Genomic DNA, 17,512 nt, shown 5'->3' with positions numbered 1-17,512 from the left:
GTGTCATAATGAATAAAGGACAAAGACATATTAAAATTCGTGAGATTATTACAAATAACGATATTGAGACACAAGATGAATTAGTAGACATTTTAAAAGAGCAGGGTTTCAATGTGACTCAGGCGACTGTTTCACGTGATATTAAAGAATTGCACTTAGTAAAAGTACCGCTCATGGATGGACGTTATAAATATAGTTTGCCTGCCGATCAACGTTTTAACCCTTTGCAAAAATTAAAAAGGGCTCTTATGGATGCATTTGTTAAAATTGATGCAGCAGGCCATATGCTTGTGATGAAAACGCTCCCTGGAAATGCGAATGCAATCGGAGCATTGATCGATCATTTAGACTGGGAAGACATTTTAGGAACGATTTGCGGTGATGACACGATCTTAATTATTTGCCGCACTCCTGAAGATACAAAAGTCATTTCAAAACGTTTTATAGAAATGCTGTAAAAGGTGTGAATTGCTTTGTTAGCTGAATTGTCAATCAAAAACTTTGCCATTATTGAATCCTTAGCCGTTTCTTTTGAAAAAGGGCTGACGGTCCTGACAGGGGAAACAGGAGCCGGGAAGTCCATTATTATTGATGCGATCCACCTGTTGGTAGGAGGAAGAGGATCTGCGGAGTTTGTTCGTCATGGAACAGCGAAGGCAGAAATTGAGGGGCTGTTTCTCTTAGACGAACATAATCATACTTGTCTTGAAAAAGCGCAGCAGTTTGGAATTGAAATCCAGGATGGCATGGTAGTCTTGCGTCGTGATATTACGATTAACGGAAAAAGCGTATGCCGTGTAAACGGAAAATTGGTCACATTAGCCACTTTGCGGGAAATTGGACAAACATTAATAGATATTCACGGCCAGCATGAACATCAGGACTTAATGAATGAGGACCGTCATTTATCTTTACTGGACCAATACGGCGGGGCGCGGATAGACCAAGCGTTAACAGAGTATCAGGCACTGTTTGAAAAATATATGAGCTTAAAAAAACAGTTGGATAAATTAACGGAAAATGAACAGCAGATGGCCCATCGATTAGATTTAATCCAATTCCAATTAGAGGAAATCAGAGCGGCGAATTTAACGCCGAATGAAGATCATCAACTTATGGAGGAGCGGATGAAAATCGCCAATTTCGAAAAGATTTACAATGCTCTTCAGGATGCGTACAATGCTTTGCATGGAGAGCGTCGCGGATTGGACTGGATTGGGCTTGCCATGAATCACACGGAAGAAATTTCTAATTTAGAGTCTACATATCAGGAAATCGCCGAAACGGTTTCTAATAGCTTTTATCAGCTGGAGGATATTTCCTATAAAATTCGCCAACAATTGGATTTATTGGAATATGACCCTCAGCGCCTTGACTTTATTGAGACACGGTTAAATGAAATCAATCATCTAAAGCGCAAATATGGTCAGACAGTCGAGGAAATTTTAACATATGCGGCTGAAATTGAAGATGAAGTAGATACCATTCAAAATCGTGATACTCATGTGACGAAAATTAAACAACAGCTGGATAGCGTTGCAAAAGATTTATTGGTGGAAGCAAACCATGTATCCCACTTAAGAAAGCAACTGGCCGAGACGCTGGTGGAGAATATTCATCGTGAGTTAAAAGAGCTTTATATGGCAAAAACGGTCTTTCATGTGGAGTTTTCAAAGAGAACCGGTTCCTTTGACGATTTAGTATTGGATGGCGAGCCGGTCAAGTTTGCCAAAGACGGGATTGATGTTGTTGAATTTTACATTTCGACAAACCCGGGAGAACCGTTAAAACCGCTTGCCAAAGTTGCCTCAGGTGGAGAGCTGTCCCGTATTATGTTGGCGTTAAAGAGCATTTTTTCGAAACATCAAGGTGTCACTTCTATCATTTTTGATGAAGTGGATACAGGGGTGAGTGGACGGGTAGCGCAAGCAATTGGAGAGAAGATTTACCATATTTCTTCCGATTCCCAGGTGCTTTGCATTTCCCATCTGCCTCAAGTCGCCGCCATGGCGGATACTCACTTATTCATTTCAAAAGAAGTGATCGGTGAACGAACGAAAACATCTGTCAAGCCGCTTACTGCCACAGAAAAGATAAAAGAAATCGGTCGAATGATTGCCGGTGTAGAAATTACGGATTTAACGAAAGAACATGCCAAAGAGTTGTTGGAGCTCGCCTCTCGAATCAAACAAACGTCTTAAACTGTAAGGGGCGTTGCGTTAACGTCAACTCACCATTTTAACATGATTTACATGAGCTCTCAGCTCCTTCATCCTGGATAAGCTAAAAAGGTTTTAGGTGGATTTATATATGGTTTACAGTTATAAATGACGACGAAGAAGGCAACATTAAAAGTGTAGCCATAAATGGATGGTGTGGGGTAGGAAGCGAGGAGAGTGAATTAACAGAAATGCTAAATAAATACAGAAAGATAATAGGCGTTATTCTCCTTGTTTCGCTCATTAGTTTAGGCTTTTTTCCAAGTATTCGTCACTACGTCAATATTCCTAAAAGTATTGTATTATTTGAAGGACAAACTGAAACAGTTTCCACAGCCTTGCCTGTGACGGCAAGTCCACACAATCAGAAGGTTTATAAAACCGATAAAGATAATCATGCACAACTCACCATATCCGGCCAACAATTCGGGAAAGAGGACTTAATGCTCGAATTAGCCGGTTTACCCATCAAAAAAGTAGATGTCAGAGTATTACCCGATTTTAAGGTCATTCCTGGCGGACAGTCCATTGGCGTGCGACTCGACTCTCGCGGCGTACTGGTAGTTGGATACCATCAAGTTGATACTAAGCAGGGGAAAAAGTCGCCCGGTGAAATAGCCGGCATTCAAGTGGGAGACATGATCACGAGCATTAATGGAACAAAAATCGAAAAAATGAGTGATGTGACTCCATTCATTCAAGAGGCAGGAAAAACGGGAAAACCACTAAATTTAGTCATCACACGTGATGAAAAAGAATTTCACACAAAATTATTTCCGCTTCAAGACAAACAGGAATATGCTTATCGCATCGGTCTGTATATTCGGGATTCAGCAGCGGGAATTGGTACGATGACTTTTTATGATCCGGTTTCTAAAAAATATGGTGCTTTAGGGCATGTCATTTCTGATATGGATACGAAAAAACCGATTGTCGTGGAGAACGGCCAAATTGTCAAATCAACCGTAACTTCCATTGAAAAAGGAAGCAATGGAGTTCCAGGTGAAAAGCTTGCAAGATTTTCAACGGACAAAAACATTATTGGTAATATTACAAGAAATAGTCCTTTTGGTATCTTCGGGAAATTAAATCAAGGTATTCAAAATGGGACGATGGATAAACCGATACCAATTGCTCTATCACATCAAGTAAAAGAAGGGCCGGCTAAAATCTTAACCGTTGTCGACAACGATCAAGTAGAGGAATTTGATGTACAAATCGTCAGTACGGTTCCCCAGAAGTTCCCGGCAACGAAAGGAATGGTCATCAAAATTACAGACCCTGAATTGCTTGAGAAAACAGGCGGTATTGTTCAAGGGATGAGCGGCAGTCCGATTATCCAGGAAGGTAAATTAATTGGTGCAGTGACACATGTATTTGTCAATGACCCGACATCAGGGTATGGTGTTCATATTGAATGGATGCTTAATGAAGCGGGTATTGATATTTATGAACGTGATACGAAAAAGGCGAGCTAACAGAGTTCGTCTTTTTCTTTCGATTTTTTATGTGTATAATAATTTTAGAGGATACGGAGAGAAGATACTTTTCACTTTGTCAAAGTATAACTTGCGTCAAAAAAAGGAGAAAAGTAGAGAAAACACCAGAAACTTCCGTAATTTTACTTTTTATAAAAAAATAAAAGGAAATTGTGTTGCATTGTCGAAATCATCAATTAGAATAAAGATAGGACAAAATGTGAGGATTAAAGGGATTGAGGAGGAATCTGTTGTGAAAAAGATAAAGGTATGTTTAGTGGATGACAACAGAGAGTTAATTGGGCTTCTGGAAGATTATATTTCGGAACAGGATGATATGGAAGTCATCGGGGTTGCTTACAATGGCCAAGAATGTCTATCTATGCTAAGAGACAAAGATCCTGATGTACTTGTTCTTGATATTATTATGCCTCATTTAGACGGCTTAGCTGTATTAAGCCAAGTAAAAGAAATGAAAAAAGATAATTATCCGAATGTCATTATGTTAACTGCTTTTGGTCAAGAAGATGTGACGAAAAAAGCGGTCGATTTAGGGGCTGCTTATTTTATTTTAAAGCCATTTGACATGGAAAACCTCGTTAATCATATTCGACAAGTAAGCGGTAAATCTTCCACGGTCGTAAAACGCTCTATGACATCAACAGTGAAGGTTTCGCGTGAAGGAAAAGCGAACAACCTGGATGCAAACATTACAAGCATTATTCATGAAATTGGAGTGCCGGCCCATATTAAAGGTTATTTATATTTACGGGAAGCCATTTCAATGGTTTATAAAGATATTGAACTATTAGGCTCGATTACAAAAGTGTTGTATCCTGATATCGCCAAAAAATACAACACAACAGCCAGCCGTGTGGAAAGAGCCATTCGCCATGCGATAGAAGTGGCGTGGAGCCGTGGGAACATTGATTCCATCTCTTCCCTTTTTGGTTATACAGTCAGCATGTCCAAAGCAAAACCGACCAATTCCGAGTTCATCGCAATGGTTGCGGATAAATTGCGCTTGGAACATAAGGCTTCTTGAAATGGTTAGGGTTAAGGTATATCAAGGGTTTGTTGTAAAAAAGGATAAAAATTAACTAAATGTAATGTGATCAACAAACTTCTTTTTATACCAACAAACAACAGACAGATTGTATGATAAACATCGTCATTTATTGGTTGATAAAAATCAATAAAAGGTGGTGTTTTTTGTTATGTGAATTTGATCTACAAATAGAAAATTTTATGCTGTATGGCACCTGTAAACATCTTTCAACAAAGACATTTACATTTTTTACATGTTGAAACCGCTTACGAATTGCGCGATAATTAATGTACAAGGTAATCTTAATTCCGCACTTTGACGCCTGCGCCTGAAAAGCGAAGGTGTTTTTCTTTTTGAGGCTCTCGGAAGTACGCCGAGGGCTATTTTTTATTTCCTTGCGTTAGGCTCCAGTACTCGCAAGAAATCGCATTTAATCGATTGGATTTCGTCACATATTTCGTTCATCGAGAATAAACACATTGATATAACATTGCTTATACAGTCAGCATGTCTAAGGCTAAACCGACAAACTCTCAGTTTATCGCGATGGTCGCGGATAAATTACCTTAGAACATAAAGCTTCTTGAAAGAATCAATAAAAGGTTCTGTCCGGGTGCGGACAGAACCTTTTATTATTTTTCTTCTTCTTTTTTGTTAAGTTCAGCCATTTTTTGTAATAAAATGTGTTGAGGCATGTGCATCAATTGCTCAAGAGGAATATTCAATGCTTCCGCTAATTTGACGGCTGTTTCCGGAGAAATTTGTAATGGTCTCAAGCGTATTCAATTCCTTTCTATAGTAAAATGTACATGTAAGTATAGCAAAGATTGTCTAAAAAGAAAGAAATTTTCTCAATAAAAATTTAAAAGCATCAATATGAATGCCAGTAAAGGGGGGGAGATTTTTGGAGATTTTTGGTCATCGAGGAGCGGCAGGAACATTTCCTGAAAATACAATGATTTCATTTCAAGAGGCTGCAAGGGTAGGAGCAAACGGGATTGAACTGGATGTACATATGTCAAAAGACGACGAGCTGATTGTGATTCACGATGAAACGGTGGACCGAACATCAAACGCAAAAGGATTCGTTAGAGATTTAACGTATGACCAAATTCGGAAGATGGATGCAAGTTATAAATTCAAAAAGAAATATGGGGTTTGTCCTATTCCGACTTTAAATGAAGTATTAGAGTGGGCTGCGGAGTTACCGCTTAAAGTAAACATAGAGTTGAAAAATAATGTGTTTGAATATCCGTATTTAGAGATGAAGGTCATTGATTTAATATACAAATTAAACATGAAAGAGAATGTCATTCTTTCTTCGTTTAATCATAATAGTATCATGAGGGTTTTGAGCTTGGACTCTACGATTGAAACAGCTATTTTATATTCTTGGCAAATGTTTGAGCCGTGGAATTACGCAAAGCATCTGTCGGTAAAAGGGCTCCATCCGAATTATCGTACATTAAATGATATTGTTGTTCAAGCTGCTCGGAGTGAACAATTGGCTGTTCGTCCGTATACGGTAAACGATGCGGAAGTGATGAAAAAAATGAGGGATCTTGGCTGTGATGCTGTGATTACCGATTATCCTGAACGAGGAGTAAAACTTTTAAAGTCACATTAACCAAACACCCATGTTAAAAAATGGAGTTCATTCTTGACCCGTTCACGTTCAGTTCAAAGCGTGTGAAACGACTATTCCCACAAAGAATTCAAAAAAGTAAAGGCTAGTATTGCTCTTAAGGAAAACCAAGCAAAAAAGGAGACCGTTATGAATTATAACGGTCTCCTTTTTGAAAACGGTCTTGAACTTTGTTTCGCTTGCGATCACGATGCAGAATAAAGCCGGCTACAAATCCCAGGCCGAGAAGAAATAAAAGGAAGCCTGCCGTAAATTGCAGGAAAAGCGAGGTGAATGGAGGCTGTAATATGCCAAACACCATATCACGCATCAGTTTGATTCCGTATGCAGCAAACGCCCCGGGAATAAGGAGGACGATAAGAGCGATGATCCTAACCATGGTCAGTAAATCCTTTCTGAAAAATATCCTTCAACTGAATCATATAAGAATGAAAAAATTTGTCAAGCAACTTTCTAAAACGCTATCATTATATGTGAATCCACATAAATCATTTGACAGGAGCAAAGCTGCCCATGTCAAATGGTTACGTATAAGCTCATTCACGATGAGAGAACAAAAGAGCCATACAACAGATCCAAGGCAAGGATTGATCTTAAAAAATAAGTGGGATTTATATAAAAATTCAAACGTAAGGTTAGAGGATGATGGGGGGGTATCATGCAAAAGGCATTAATTATTGGAGCGGGAAAATGCGGTCTCGCCATTTTAAAGATCATGCTTGAAACAGATACGGTCGAGGTGTTCGCCGTAACGGACCGCAACGAACTTGCTCCTGCCATGGCTCTGGCAAAACAGCACAATATTAAGACGGGAACTAACTGGCGTTCCTTTTTCACGAACGAAGTAGATGTTGTAGTAGAAGCAACGGGAAATCCAGTTGTGTTTGAAGAAGTACAGAGAATGCGGCATGAAAACATGGTGGTTATCCCAAGGTCTGTGGTATATAGTACAGCCGTTTTAATGGAAGAAAAAGAAGGGCTTATTCGTATGCTGAAAGATGATTCTTACAAACATGACCTGATCTTTAATTCGACACATGACGGGATGATTGTTATTAATCAGGATGGAATCATTACATTATTTAACCGCAGTGCAGAAAGAATGACAGGGCATAGACAGGAAGACGTTCTCGGAAAGCACATTCACGAATGTATTCCAAGCAGTCAGTTGCCTAATACTTTAAAAACCAAGAAAGTGGATCGTAACCATGCGTTTTTATTAGAAAATGGAAAAAAAATTATTACATCAAGAATTCCGATGTTAAACGAGGAAGGAGAACTCTTTGGAGCCTTTTCCGTTTTTAGGGACATTACAGAGGTAGTTGATTTAGCAGAAGAACTAACAAACTTAAGAGAAATCCAGACAATGCTTGAAGCCATCATTCAATCGTCGGAAGAAGCCATCTCTGTAGTGGATGAGCAAGGGCGGGGCATTCTGATTAACCCGGCCTATACAAGGTTAACGGGTTTAAAAGCGGGCGATGTAATTGGAAAACCAGCGGCCACGGATATTTCCGAGGGTGAAAGCATGCATATGAAGGTATTGAAAACGAGAAGGCCGGTGCGCGGAGCTCGAATGAAGGTTGGGGCAAAACGGAAGGATGTCATTGTTAATGTAGCTCCTGTGATTGTTGACGGAAAATTAAAAGGTAGTGTTGGCGTTATTCATGACATGTCCGAAATTCAATCACTGACAAACGAGTTGAATCGGGCGCGTCAAATCATCCGTACATTAGAAGCAAAATACTCTTTTGAGGATATCATCGGCACATCCGAAGAATTTCAGCTTGCCATCGAGCAGGCGAAGTTGGCCGCCAAAACTCCGGCTACTGTATTGCTGCGCGGGGAGTCGGGAACAGGAAAAGAGCTATTTGCCCATGCCATCCATAATGACAGCGACCGAAAATATAACAAATTTGTTCGCGTTAATTGTGCTGCCCTTTCAGAATCTTTGTTGGAAAGTGAATTGTTTGGATATGAAGAAGGAGCCTTTTCCGGTGCACGCCGTGGCGGAAAAAGAGGATTATTCGAAGAAGCCAATAATGGAAGTATCTTTTTGGACGAAATCGGTGAATTATCCGCTCACATGCAAGCCAAATTATTGAGGGTACTGCAGGAACATGAAATTGTACGTGTCGGAGGGACAACGCCGATTTCCATCAATGTACGAATTATTGCGGCCACTAACGTAAACTTGGAGAAAGGTATGGCATCAGGGAAGATTAGGGAAGACTTGTACTATCGTCTTAATAAAATTCCTATTTTCATTCCATCGCTGCGTCAGCGCAAAGAAGATATTGAAGCATTAGCTAACCATTTAATCGCGAAAATAAATCAAGATTACGGGCGGAATGTGGAAGGGTTAACCAAAGGTGCTCTTCGGTTATTGCAAACATATCACTGGCCGGGAAATGTAAGAGAATTGGAAAATATATTAGGACGAGCCATCATATATATGAATTACAGTGAAACATTGATTGAAGTGCATCATATCCCGCCGCTCGAAGCGCGTACAAAGGAAACAAGTTCCGGTTTCATGGAACCTGTGGATTTGGATGACGGAGAAAGCTTAGCCAAGTTATTAGAAAAATATGAAGCAAATATTATTCGTCTAACTTTAGAGAAATATAACGGAAATAAAACAAAAACAGCAAGACATTTAGGTGTTTCCATCAGGGCGCTATATTATAAACTTGAAAAGTATAATACTGAAAATAATAGCATGCAATAAAATGCACACCATGCAATTTATTGCATGCTATCTTATTAATGAGATGACGAAAAAACCACATAATAAGATTGGCATTATTCTTGCATGATTATAAAAATGAGCAGACCATTAAAACTAAATGTGAGGTAGAGCGATGAAATTCTTTGAAACCATACTGAATGAAGCAAGACAGCAGTCCCATGTTGTCATTGCTGTCGCCGCAGCAGAAGATCAAGAAGTGATAGAAGCTGTTTTAACAGCTCTACAACAACAGCTCGGTCGATTTATTTTATATGGGAACCAGGAAAAAATAAAAAAAGCAATCTTGCAGTATGCCCCGGAACTATTCCAAGATGGCCGAGTTCAAATTTTCCACTCCTTATCAAATGAATATGCTGCCAAAGCGGCAGTGAGAGCTGTTCATTTAAGGGAAGCGACGGTGTTGATGAAAGGAAATGTACCAACCGCAACCCTTTTAAAAGAGGTGTTAAATAAAGAATATGGATTACGAACGGAAAACTTATTGTCGCACGTCGCTTTATTTGACGCCCCCCACTTTTCAAAGCCGATTATCGTAACGGATGCGGCAATGAACATCGCTCCCGGTCTAACTGAAAAAGTACAAATTCTTCAAAACGCTGTAGAAGTAGCGAGAGGCATCGGAATATCAATTCCGAAAGTGGCTCCGATTGCGGCAGTGGAAGTAGTCAATCCAAATATGCAGGCAACAATGGATGCTGCAGCCTTAACTCAAATGAATAGAAGAGGTCAAATAAAAAACTGTATAGTGGATGGTCCTTTAGCGTTAGATAATGCAGTTTCGATGGAAGCTGCTCGGCATAAAGGAATAGCAAGTGAAGTAGCGGGAGATGCGGATATCCTGCTTATGCCTGGAATTGAAGAAGGAAATATCTTATACAAGTCATTGATCTATTTTGGGCAAGCGAGTGTAGCCGGTCTTATTGACGGGGCTAAGGCTCCTGTCGTATTCACATCAAGATCAGATTCAGCAAAGAGTAAATTATATTCAATAGCACTCGCAATTTGCGCAGCAAAAAGAGCCGCCAATAAACGAATTTGGGAGGAATGAACATGGAAATTTTTAAATATATGGAGACATATGATTATGAGCAATTGGTCTTTTGCCAAGACAAACAATCGGGTTTAAAGGCAATTATAGCGATCCATGATACAACGCTAGGTCCAGCTCTTGGGGGAACAAGGATGTGGACATATGAATCAGAAGAAGCGGCCATTGAAGATGCTCTTCGCCTGGCAAGAGGAATGACTTATAAAAATGCAGCTGCAGGACTGAATCTGGGTGGAGGGAAGACCGTTATTATCGGCGACCCTCGAAAAGATAAAAGTGAAGAAATGTTTAGGGCATTCGGCCGCTATATTCAAGGGTTAAATGGCCGTTACATTACCGCTGAGGATGTAGGTACAACAGTAGAAGATATGGATATTATTTACCAGGAGACGGATTATGTTACAGGAGTATCACCCGCTTTCGGTTCCTCGGGTAACCCTTCTCCTGTCACGGCATACGGGGTATATAAAGGAATGAAGGCTGCGGCCAAAGCGGCATTTGGAACAGACTCTTTGGAAGGAAAAGTAGTTGCTGTGCAGGGAGTAGGGAACGTTGCATTCAACCTTTGCAAACATTTGCATGGAGAGGGAACGCAACTCATTATAACAGATATTAACAAAGAAGCCGTTCAACGTGCTGTTGAAGCATTCGGCGCAAAAGTGGTGGATCCAAATGAAATTTACAGTGTGAGTTGTGATATTTATGCTCCATGTGCACTAGGTGCAACGATTAACGACTCAACAATTCCGCAGCTAAAAGCAAAGGTAATCGCGGGTGCAGCCAATAACCAATTAAAAGAAACGCGGCATGGGGATTTAATCCATGAAATGGGAATTGTGTATGCTCCGGATTACGTTATTAATGCCGGAGGTGTTATTAACGTAGCTGACGAATTATATGGCTATAATCATGAGCGTGCGTTGAAAAAGGTGGAAGGAATTTATCATAATATCGAACGGGTATTAGAAATTTCGAAACGTGATGATATCCCAACATATGCTGCAGCTGATCGTTTGGCAGAGGAACGGATCGAGAGAGTGAGAAATTCACGCAGTCAATTTTTACAAAACAGCCACCATGTTTTGAGTCGCCGTCGCAACAGCTGAGTTATATGGCAGTTCCTGTCACGGAAGTGGGGCTGACCCATAAGTTTTTAAAAAAGATATCCTGTTTTAAAACTGAAATGAACCGTCGATAAAACTCTTGATTCTACTGTGTTTTTAGGACGATTCATTTGATGGGTGACCTAAAATCATGTGTTTTTTGTGGTTGTGGGTCATCCCCATTTTCCCGTCGTATTTTAATGTTTAGGAGGATGAAAGTTGGATACGAAAGATTATCGCATCCTCGTGATGAATCCGGGCTCCACGTCTACAAAAATCGGGGTTTTTCAAAATGAAGTCCCAATTTTTGAGAGAATCATTCGTTATGACATTGACGAATTAAGTGGATATAAGACTATTTTTGATCAGCACGATTTTCGTAAGCAAACCATTCTAGAAGCACTTGACCAAGAAGGAATTAATCTCTCAAAGCTGGATGCTGTATGTGGACGGGGCGGATTATTGCGGCCCATTGAAGGAGGAACATACGAAGTAAACGACTTGATGTTAAATGATTTAAGAGAAGGGTTTGCAGGACAGCATGCTTCTAATCTAGGAGGGGTCATTGCATTTGAAATCGCATCGGGCCTTAATATTCCTGCTTTTATCGTGGACCCTGTTGTAGTCGATGAATTAGAAACGATTGCCCGTTTATCCGGCATGCCCCTTATCGAACGAAAAAGTATTTTTCATGCGCTGAATCAAAAAGCTGTAGCAAGGAGGGCGGCCAAACAATTGAATAAGCGGTACGAGGATTTGCAGTTGATTGTTGTCCATATGGGCGGAGGGATTACAGTTGGTGTACATAAACATGGAAAAGTCATTGATGTAAATAATGGATTGCATGGAGACGGGCCATTCAGCCCCGAGCGTGCAGGAACGGTGCCGGCTGGAGATCTAGTTTCCCTCTGCTTTTCCGGTAAGTATTACCGTGATGAAGTGATGAAAATGCTTGTCGGTCAAGGGGGCCTTGCGGGTTATCTAGGAACGTCGAATGCAAGGAAAGTAGAAGAGATGATTCGAAAAGGAGATAAAAAAGCCCGTCTCGCCTTTGAAGCGATGGCTTATCAAGTTGCCAAGGAAATCGGAGCGGTAAGCACCGTTGTAAACGGAAAGGTGGATGCCATCATTTTGACAGGCGGTCTTGCCTATACAAAAGAATTCGTTCATCTTATCATGGAGCGGGTGAATTGGATCGCCGATGTGATGATTCATCCAGGAGAAAACGAGCTACAGGCATTAGCCGAAGGAGCCTTGCGTGTATTGCGCGGTGAAGAACAAGCAAAAGAGTATACAGGAAACAAAGTGAAAACGACCATATTTTAGCCGTAAGGAGGGATTGCGTCATGACGATTGAATATGACTTAGCCATTCTCGGGGGGGGAACAGGAGGTTATGTGGCGGCGATTCGTGCTGCCCAACTTGGGTTAAAGGTAGCTGTCATTGAGAAAAACAAACTTGGCGGAACATGTCTCCATGCCGGATGCATTCCGAGTAAAGCGCTCCTAAGAAGCGCAGAAGTATATGTAACGGCCAAAAAGGCAGAAGAATTCGGGGTTACAGCCCCTTCTGTAGGCTTGAACTTTTCAAAAGTGCAGGAGAGGAAACAAGCCATTGTCAACCAGCTTTACAAAGGTGTCCAGCATTTGATGAAGAAAGGGAAAATTGATGTATATGAAGGAATAGGACGTATTTTAGGCCCATCTATTTTCTCTCCGATGCCTGGAACCATTTCTGTTGAAATGAACAATGGGGAAGAGAATGAGATGATTTTACCAAAAAACGTGTTGATTGCGACAGGCTCAAGGCCTCGAACGCTGCCAGGATTAAACGTGGACGGTCAATATGTCATGACTTCGGACGAAGCGCTCCGAATGTCTGAACTCCCCTCATCCATTGTTATTGTCGGCGGTGGTGTGATTGGTATCGAGTGGGCCTCAATGCTGCGTGATTTTGATGTTGACGTAACCGTAATTGAGTATAGCCCTCGCATTCTACCGACAGAAGATGAAGAGATTTCTAAAGAGATGGAGCAGGTTTTAAAGAAAAGAGGAATTAAGATCGTTACACGTGCCCAAGTACTTCCAGAAACGCTCAAAATAGAAGGGGGAGTTTCAATTGAGGCTGAGATAAACGAGGATAAAAAAGAGTTTAAGGCCGATAAACTGCTAGTTTCAGTTGGGAGACAGGCGAATATTGAGAACTTGGGAATTGAGAATACAGATATTGTGGTGGAGAAAGGATTTGTTCAAACGAATGCCTTTTATCAAACGAAAGAGCCTCATATTTATGCTATTGGTGATGTGATTGGAGGAATGCAGCTTGCCCATGTCGCCTCACATGAAGGAATTGTAGCCGTTGAACACATTGCTGGCAACAATCCATTGCCGCTGCACTATGAAACTATTTCTAAATGTGTTTACAGCAGCCCGGAAGTGGCTAGCATAGGACTGACGGAACAAGAAGCAATGGAAAAAGGATATCAGTTAAAAGTCGGGAAATTTCCTTTTAAGGCAGTTGGCAAGGCACTTATCTACGGTGATGCGGCAGGATTTGTAAAAATCATAGCCAATAGCGAATCGGATGATATTTTAGGTATCCATATGATCGGGCCCCGCGTGACCGATATGATTTCAGAAGCCGGATTGGCCAAAGTGTTAGATGCCACCCCGTGGGAAGTGGCTCATACGATTCATCCGCACCCTAGCTTATCAGAAGCGATTGGAGAAGCAGCATTGGCGGTTGACGGAAAGGCTATCCATTTTTAAAAGCGACCTAAGGAGGGTATGACTATGACAAAACGTCACGAGACACTTGGATTAAACGATGATCAAGTATTAAGTATGTTTGAAACGATGTTATTAGCACGTAAGCTTGATGAACGCATGTGGCTGTTGAATCGTGCAGGGAAGGTCCCGTTCGTGATTTCCTGCCAGGGGCAGGAAGCAGCCCAAGTGGGAGCTGCTTTTGCGTTAGATAGAGAGAAAGATTACGTTCTTCCTTATTACCGGGACATGGGTGTGGTTTTAACATTCGGTCAGACGGCAAGAGACTTAATGCTATCAGGTTTTGCCAAAGCCGAGGATCCCAATTCCGGCGGAAGACAGATGCCGGGACACTTTGGTCACAGAAAGAATCGTATCGTAACAGGCTCATCGCCTGTTACAACACAAGTTCCACATGCAGTAGGCATTGCTTTGGCAGGTAAGATGGAAGGAAAAGATTTGGTGAGTTTTGTAACATTTGGCGAAGGCTCTTCAAACCAGGGAGATTTCCACGAAGGAGCTAACTTTGCGGGTGTCCATAAGCTGCCTGTCATTTTTATGTGTGAGAATAACAAATATGCGATTTCAGTACCGATAGAGAAGCAATTAGCCTGTGAGAAAGTGTCCGACCGTGCCGTTGGATACGGAATGCCCGGGATTACAGTGGATGGGACCGACCCTCTTGAAGTGTATCAAGCCGTCAAAGAAGCGGCTGATCGAGCACGGAAAGGTGAGGGGCCGACCCTTATCGAAGCGGTTTCCTATAGGCTCACTGCCCACTCGAGCGATGATGACGACCGCGCTTATCGTGCGGAAGAGGAACGTTCTGAAGCAAGAAAAAATGACCCGATTATCAAATTTGCGGCTTATTTGAAAGAGGCAGGGGTTTTGACGGATGAAAAGGAAGCGGAATTGGCCAATAAAGTGACGGAAACGGTAAACGAAGCGACCGATTATGCAGAAAGTGCGCCGTATGCGGAAGCTGAATACGCGTTGAAACATGTATATGGAGAGTAAGGGGGAGAAGAAGATGCCGGTTATTTCATATATTGATGCCGTAACAATGGCCATACGCGAAGAAATGGAAAAAGACTCCAAGGTATTTGTGCTTGGCGAAGATGTCGGGCGAAAAGGAGGGGTATTTAAGGCGACAAATGGTTTGTATGAACAATTTGGTGAGCAGCGCGTCATTGATACACCATTGGCTGAATCAGCGATTGTCGGAGTGGGAATCGGTGCGGCGATGTACGGAATGCGACCGATAGCAGAAATTCAATTTGCTGATTTCATTATGCCGGCTGTTAACCAAATCGTCTCGGAGGCAGCGAGAATCCGCTACCGTTCCAATAACGATTGGAATTGTCCGATTACCATCCGTGCGCCGTATGGAGGAGGAGTACACGGAGCCCTTTACCATTCCCAATCTGTTGAAGCGATGTTTGCCAGCCAGCCCGGGTTGAAAATTGTCATGCCTTCTACCCCTTATGACGTGAAAGGGTTGTTAAAAGCAGCCATCCGAGACGATGATCCGGTTCTATTCTTCGAGCATAAACGCGCATATCGATTGATTAAAGGAGAAGTACCGGAAGATGATTATGTCCTTCCAATTGGAAAAGCGGACGTAAAGCGTCAAGGTGACGACATCACGGTTATCACATATGGATTATGTGTCCACTTTGCTTTGCAGGCAGCAGAAAAGCTTGCTGCCGATGGAATTTCTGCGCATGTTGTTGATTTACGCACCGTTTACCCTTTAGATAAAGAAGCAATTATCGAAGCGGCTTCCAAGACTGGAAAAGTATTATTGGTAACAGAAGATAACAAGGAAGGCAGCGTCATGAGTGAAGTGGCTGCCATTATCGCCGAACATTGTTTGTTTGATCTGGATGCACCGATCAAACGATTAGCCGGTCCTGATATTCCAGCCATGCCATATGCTCCTACAATGGAAAAGTTCTTTATGGTCAATCCGGATGAAGTTGAAAAAGCAATGAGGGAATTAGCAGAGTTTTAACAAAAGGAGGTTTTACGGATGGCGACTGAAAAATTGACAATGCCTCAGCTTGGAGAAAGTGTCACGGAGGGAACAATCAGTAAATGGCTTGTTTCCCCAGGGGACCAAGTAAACAAATATGATCCGATTGCTGAAGTCATGACAGATAAAGTGAACGCGGAAGTTCCATCTTCTTTTTCCGGTGTTATTAAAGAGCTTGTCGCACAAGAAGGCGACACACTTTCGGTTGGAGAAGTCATTTGTTTAGTGGAAGTGGCAGACAGCACTTCTCAAGCTCCGGCTGCTCCAGAAAAACAAGAAACGACAGCTGCGGCAGTGAAAGAAAAAAAGGACGTTTCGCAAAAACACCGATATTCTCCTGCTGTACTGCGCTTAGCTCAGGAACATTCCATTGATTTGGGATTGGTAGAAGGAACGGGAGCAGGGGGAAGGATTACAAGGAAGGACTTATTGAAGCTGATCGAATCCGGACAAATCCCGACATTACACCATCCTGCCAAGCCTGTGGAAAGAGCGGAGGCCCCTGTAAGAACAGAGCCTGCCAAACAACCGGCTGCTCCTTCTCTTGCTTTAACATCACAGGCTAGAGATACGGAAATCCCTGTTTCAGGTGTTCGAAAAGCCATTGCGGCCAACATGCTGCGCAGTAAACATGAAATTCCTCATGCCTGGACCATGGTAGAAGTAGACGCTACAAATTTGGTGGAATACCGCAATGCTGTCAAAGATGAATTCAAGAAAAAAGAAGGATTCAATTTGACGTATTTCGCTTTCTTTGTGAAAGCTGTTGCCCAGGCATTAAAAGAATTCCCGCAAATTAATTCTATGTGGGCAGGGGATACGATCATCCAAAAGAAAGATATTCATATATCCATTGCGGTAGCGACGGAGGATGCATTATTTGTTCCGGTCATTAAGTATGCAGATGAAAAAACGATAAAAGGAATTGCCCGTGAAATTACTGAACTGGCGGGTAAAGCCAGAAACAGCAAGCTGCGTCCTGAAGATATGCAAGGCGGCACATTTACGGTAAATAATACCGGTTCGTTTGGTTCAGTCCAATCGATGGGCATTATCAACTATCCCCAGGCAGCTATTTTGCAAATAGAATCCATCGTGAAGCGTCCTGTTGTGATGAACAATGGAATGATTGCGGTACGAGATATGGTCAACTTGTGCCTGTCTTTGGATCACCGTGTGTTAGATGGATTAGTTTGCGGAAGATTTTTGGCTCGGGTGAAAGAAATTATTGAAAACATCACGCCACAGCACACGTCCATTTATTAAAAAGAAAAGCGGAAGCGGCTCGTCCAGGGACGACACGCGCTGGAAGCTTCTTCACCAGAAGCGCTTTTTGCTTCTGAGGAAGAAGGTGAAGTGACGCGAGTCCCTAGCCGCTGCAGCTGGACATGAAGCCGCTTCGCACAAATGAGTCAAAAA

The 17,512-nt window shown here is 41.9% G+C and carries 15 protein-coding genes and 1 pseudogene; 14 read left to right on the top strand and 2 right to left on the bottom strand.

Annotated features, from left to right (window positions below):
* The first annotated feature begins 8 nt into the window (after positions 1–8).
* The 5 genes and pseudogenes from ahrC to ACFOU2_RS04730 form a co-directional block, all read left to right on the top strand.
* A complete protein-coding gene (gene ahrC, locus ACFOU2_RS04750; protein ID WP_377912700.1) occupies positions 9–458 on the top strand; it encodes a transcriptional regulator AhrC/ArgR in 450 nt (149 codons plus the stop codon).
* Positions 459–473: 15 nt separating this feature from the next.
* Positions 474–2,201: a DNA repair protein RecN gene (gene recN / locus ACFOU2_RS04745; RefSeq protein WP_377912698.1), complete on the top strand. Its 1,728-nt coding sequence runs from the start codon at positions 474–476 to the stop codon at positions 2,199–2,201.
* A gap of 209 nt (positions 2,202–2,410) precedes the next feature.
* Complete coding sequence (spoIVB, locus tag ACFOU2_RS04740; protein ID WP_377912696.1) at positions 2,411–3,697, top strand: SpoIVB peptidase; 1,287 nt, start codon at positions 2,411–2,413, stop codon at positions 3,695–3,697.
* A 253-nt stretch (positions 3,698–3,950) separates the two neighbouring features.
* Entirely contained in the window at positions 3,951–4,742 is a 792-nt protein-coding gene (gene spo0A / locus ACFOU2_RS04735; protein WP_377912694.1) for a sporulation transcription factor Spo0A, read from the top strand.
* 498 nt (positions 4,743–5,240) lie between these two features.
* Positions 5,241–5,332 (top strand): annotated as a pseudogene (locus ACFOU2_RS04730) (hypothetical protein); the annotation flags it as partial.
* Positions 5,333–5,377: 45 nt separating this feature from the next.
* Here the strand turns inward: ACFOU2_RS04730 and ACFOU2_RS04725 are convergent.
* Complete coding sequence (locus ACFOU2_RS04725) at positions 5,378–5,521, bottom strand: YycC family protein (protein ID WP_377912692.1); 144 nt, start codon at positions 5,519–5,521, stop codon at positions 5,378–5,380.
* Between the two features lie 128 nt (positions 5,522–5,649).
* Between ACFOU2_RS04725 and ACFOU2_RS04720 the strand changes: the two genes are divergently transcribed.
* Positions 5,650–6,372: a glycerophosphodiester phosphodiesterase gene (locus tag ACFOU2_RS04720; RefSeq protein ID WP_377912690.1), complete on the top strand. Its 723-nt coding sequence runs from the start codon at positions 5,650–5,652 to the stop codon at positions 6,370–6,372.
* A 145-nt stretch (positions 6,373–6,517) separates the two neighbouring features.
* On the opposite strand, the gene ACFOU2_RS04715 is transcribed toward ACFOU2_RS04720, so the two are convergent.
* Positions 6,518–6,769, bottom strand: a complete 252-nt coding sequence (locus tag ACFOU2_RS04715; RefSeq protein ID WP_377912688.1) for a DUF2627 domain-containing protein — start codon at positions 6,767–6,769, stop codon at positions 6,518–6,520.
* Between the two features lie 279 nt (positions 6,770–7,048).
* Here ACFOU2_RS04715 and ACFOU2_RS04710 point away from each other — a divergent pair, with 279 nt between their 5' ends.
* From ACFOU2_RS04710 to ACFOU2_RS04675, 8 genes are all read left to right on the top strand, one after another.
* Positions 7,049–9,121 carry a sigma 54-interacting transcriptional regulator gene (locus ACFOU2_RS04710; protein WP_377912686.1) on the top strand — a complete coding sequence of 691 codons (2,073 nt, stop codon included), beginning with the start codon at positions 7,049–7,051 and terminating at the stop codon, positions 9,119–9,121.
* Between the two features lie 133 nt (positions 9,122–9,254).
* Positions 9,255–10,190, top strand: coding sequence for a phosphate butyryltransferase (gene yqiS, locus ACFOU2_RS04705; RefSeq protein WP_377912684.1), 936 nt, complete (start codon positions 9,255–9,257; stop codon positions 10,188–10,190).
* Positions 10,191–10,192: 2 nt separating this feature from the next.
* Positions 10,193–11,296 carry a branched-chain amino acid dehydrogenase gene (gene bcd, locus ACFOU2_RS04700; RefSeq protein ID WP_377912682.1) on the top strand — a complete coding sequence of 368 codons (1,104 nt, stop codon included), beginning with the start codon at positions 10,193–10,195 and terminating at the stop codon, positions 11,294–11,296.
* Positions 11,297–11,512: 216 nt separating this feature from the next.
* A complete protein-coding gene (gene buk, locus ACFOU2_RS04695; protein ID WP_377912680.1) occupies positions 11,513–12,619 on the top strand; it encodes a butyrate kinase in 1,107 nt (368 codons plus the stop codon).
* 20 nt (positions 12,620–12,639) lie between these two features.
* A complete protein-coding gene (gene lpdA, locus ACFOU2_RS04690) occupies positions 12,640–14,061 on the top strand; it encodes a dihydrolipoyl dehydrogenase (RefSeq protein WP_377912678.1) in 1,422 nt (473 codons plus the stop codon).
* Positions 14,062–14,085: 24 nt separating this feature from the next.
* Complete coding sequence (locus ACFOU2_RS04685; protein ID WP_377912676.1) at positions 14,086–15,075, top strand: thiamine pyrophosphate-dependent dehydrogenase E1 component subunit alpha; 990 nt, start codon at positions 14,086–14,088, stop codon at positions 15,073–15,075.
* Between the two features lie 13 nt (positions 15,076–15,088).
* Entirely contained in the window at positions 15,089–16,072 is a 984-nt protein-coding gene (locus ACFOU2_RS04680) for an alpha-ketoacid dehydrogenase subunit beta (RefSeq protein ID WP_377912674.1), read from the top strand.
* A gap of 18 nt (positions 16,073–16,090) precedes the next feature.
* A complete protein-coding gene (locus tag ACFOU2_RS04675) occupies positions 16,091–17,359 on the top strand; it encodes a dihydrolipoamide acetyltransferase family protein (protein WP_377912672.1) in 1,269 nt (422 codons plus the stop codon).
* Positions 17,360–17,512 lie beyond the last annotated feature (153 nt).

Origin of the sequence: Bacillus songklensis (assembly GCF_042649685.1) — a bacterium.
Classification (GTDB): domain Bacteria; phylum Bacillota; class Bacilli; order Bacillales; family Bacillaceae_H; genus Bacillus_BA; species Bacillus_BA songklensis.
Note: the sequence above shows the minus strand (reverse complement) of the source record. Positions and strands in the feature narration are given on the sequence as shown.

Coding starts and splice junctions, on each gene's coding strand:
- ACFOU2_RS04710 (WP_377912686.1), top strand. CDS start 7,049: ATGCAAAAGGCATTAATTATTGGAGCGGGAAAATGCGGTCTCGCCATT.
- lpdA (WP_377912678.1), top strand. CDS start 12,640: ATGACGATTGAATATGACTTAGCCATTCTCGGGGGGGGAACAGGAGGT.
- yqiS (WP_377912684.1), top strand. CDS start 9,255: ATGAAATTCTTTGAAACCATACTGAATGAAGCAAGACAGCAGTCCCAT.
- ACFOU2_RS04685 (WP_377912676.1), top strand. CDS start 14,086: ATGACAAAACGTCACGAGACACTTGGATTAAACGATGATCAAGTATTA.
- spoIVB (WP_377912696.1), top strand. CDS start 2,411: ATGCTAAATAAATACAGAAAGATAATAGGCGTTATTCTCCTTGTTTCG.
- ACFOU2_RS04680 (WP_377912674.1), top strand. CDS start 15,089: ATGCCGGTTATTTCATATATTGATGCCGTAACAATGGCCATACGCGAA.
- ahrC (WP_377912700.1), top strand. CDS start 9: ATGAATAAAGGACAAAGACATATTAAAATTCGTGAGATTATTACAAAT.
- ACFOU2_RS04675 (WP_377912672.1), top strand. CDS start 16,091: ATGGCGACTGAAAAATTGACAATGCCTCAGCTTGGAGAAAGTGTCACG.
- ACFOU2_RS04715 (WP_377912688.1), bottom strand. CDS start 6,769: ATGGTTAGGATCATCGCTCTTATCGTCCTCCTTATTCCCGGGGCGTTT.
- bcd (WP_377912682.1), top strand. CDS start 10,193: ATGGAAATTTTTAAATATATGGAGACATATGATTATGAGCAATTGGTC.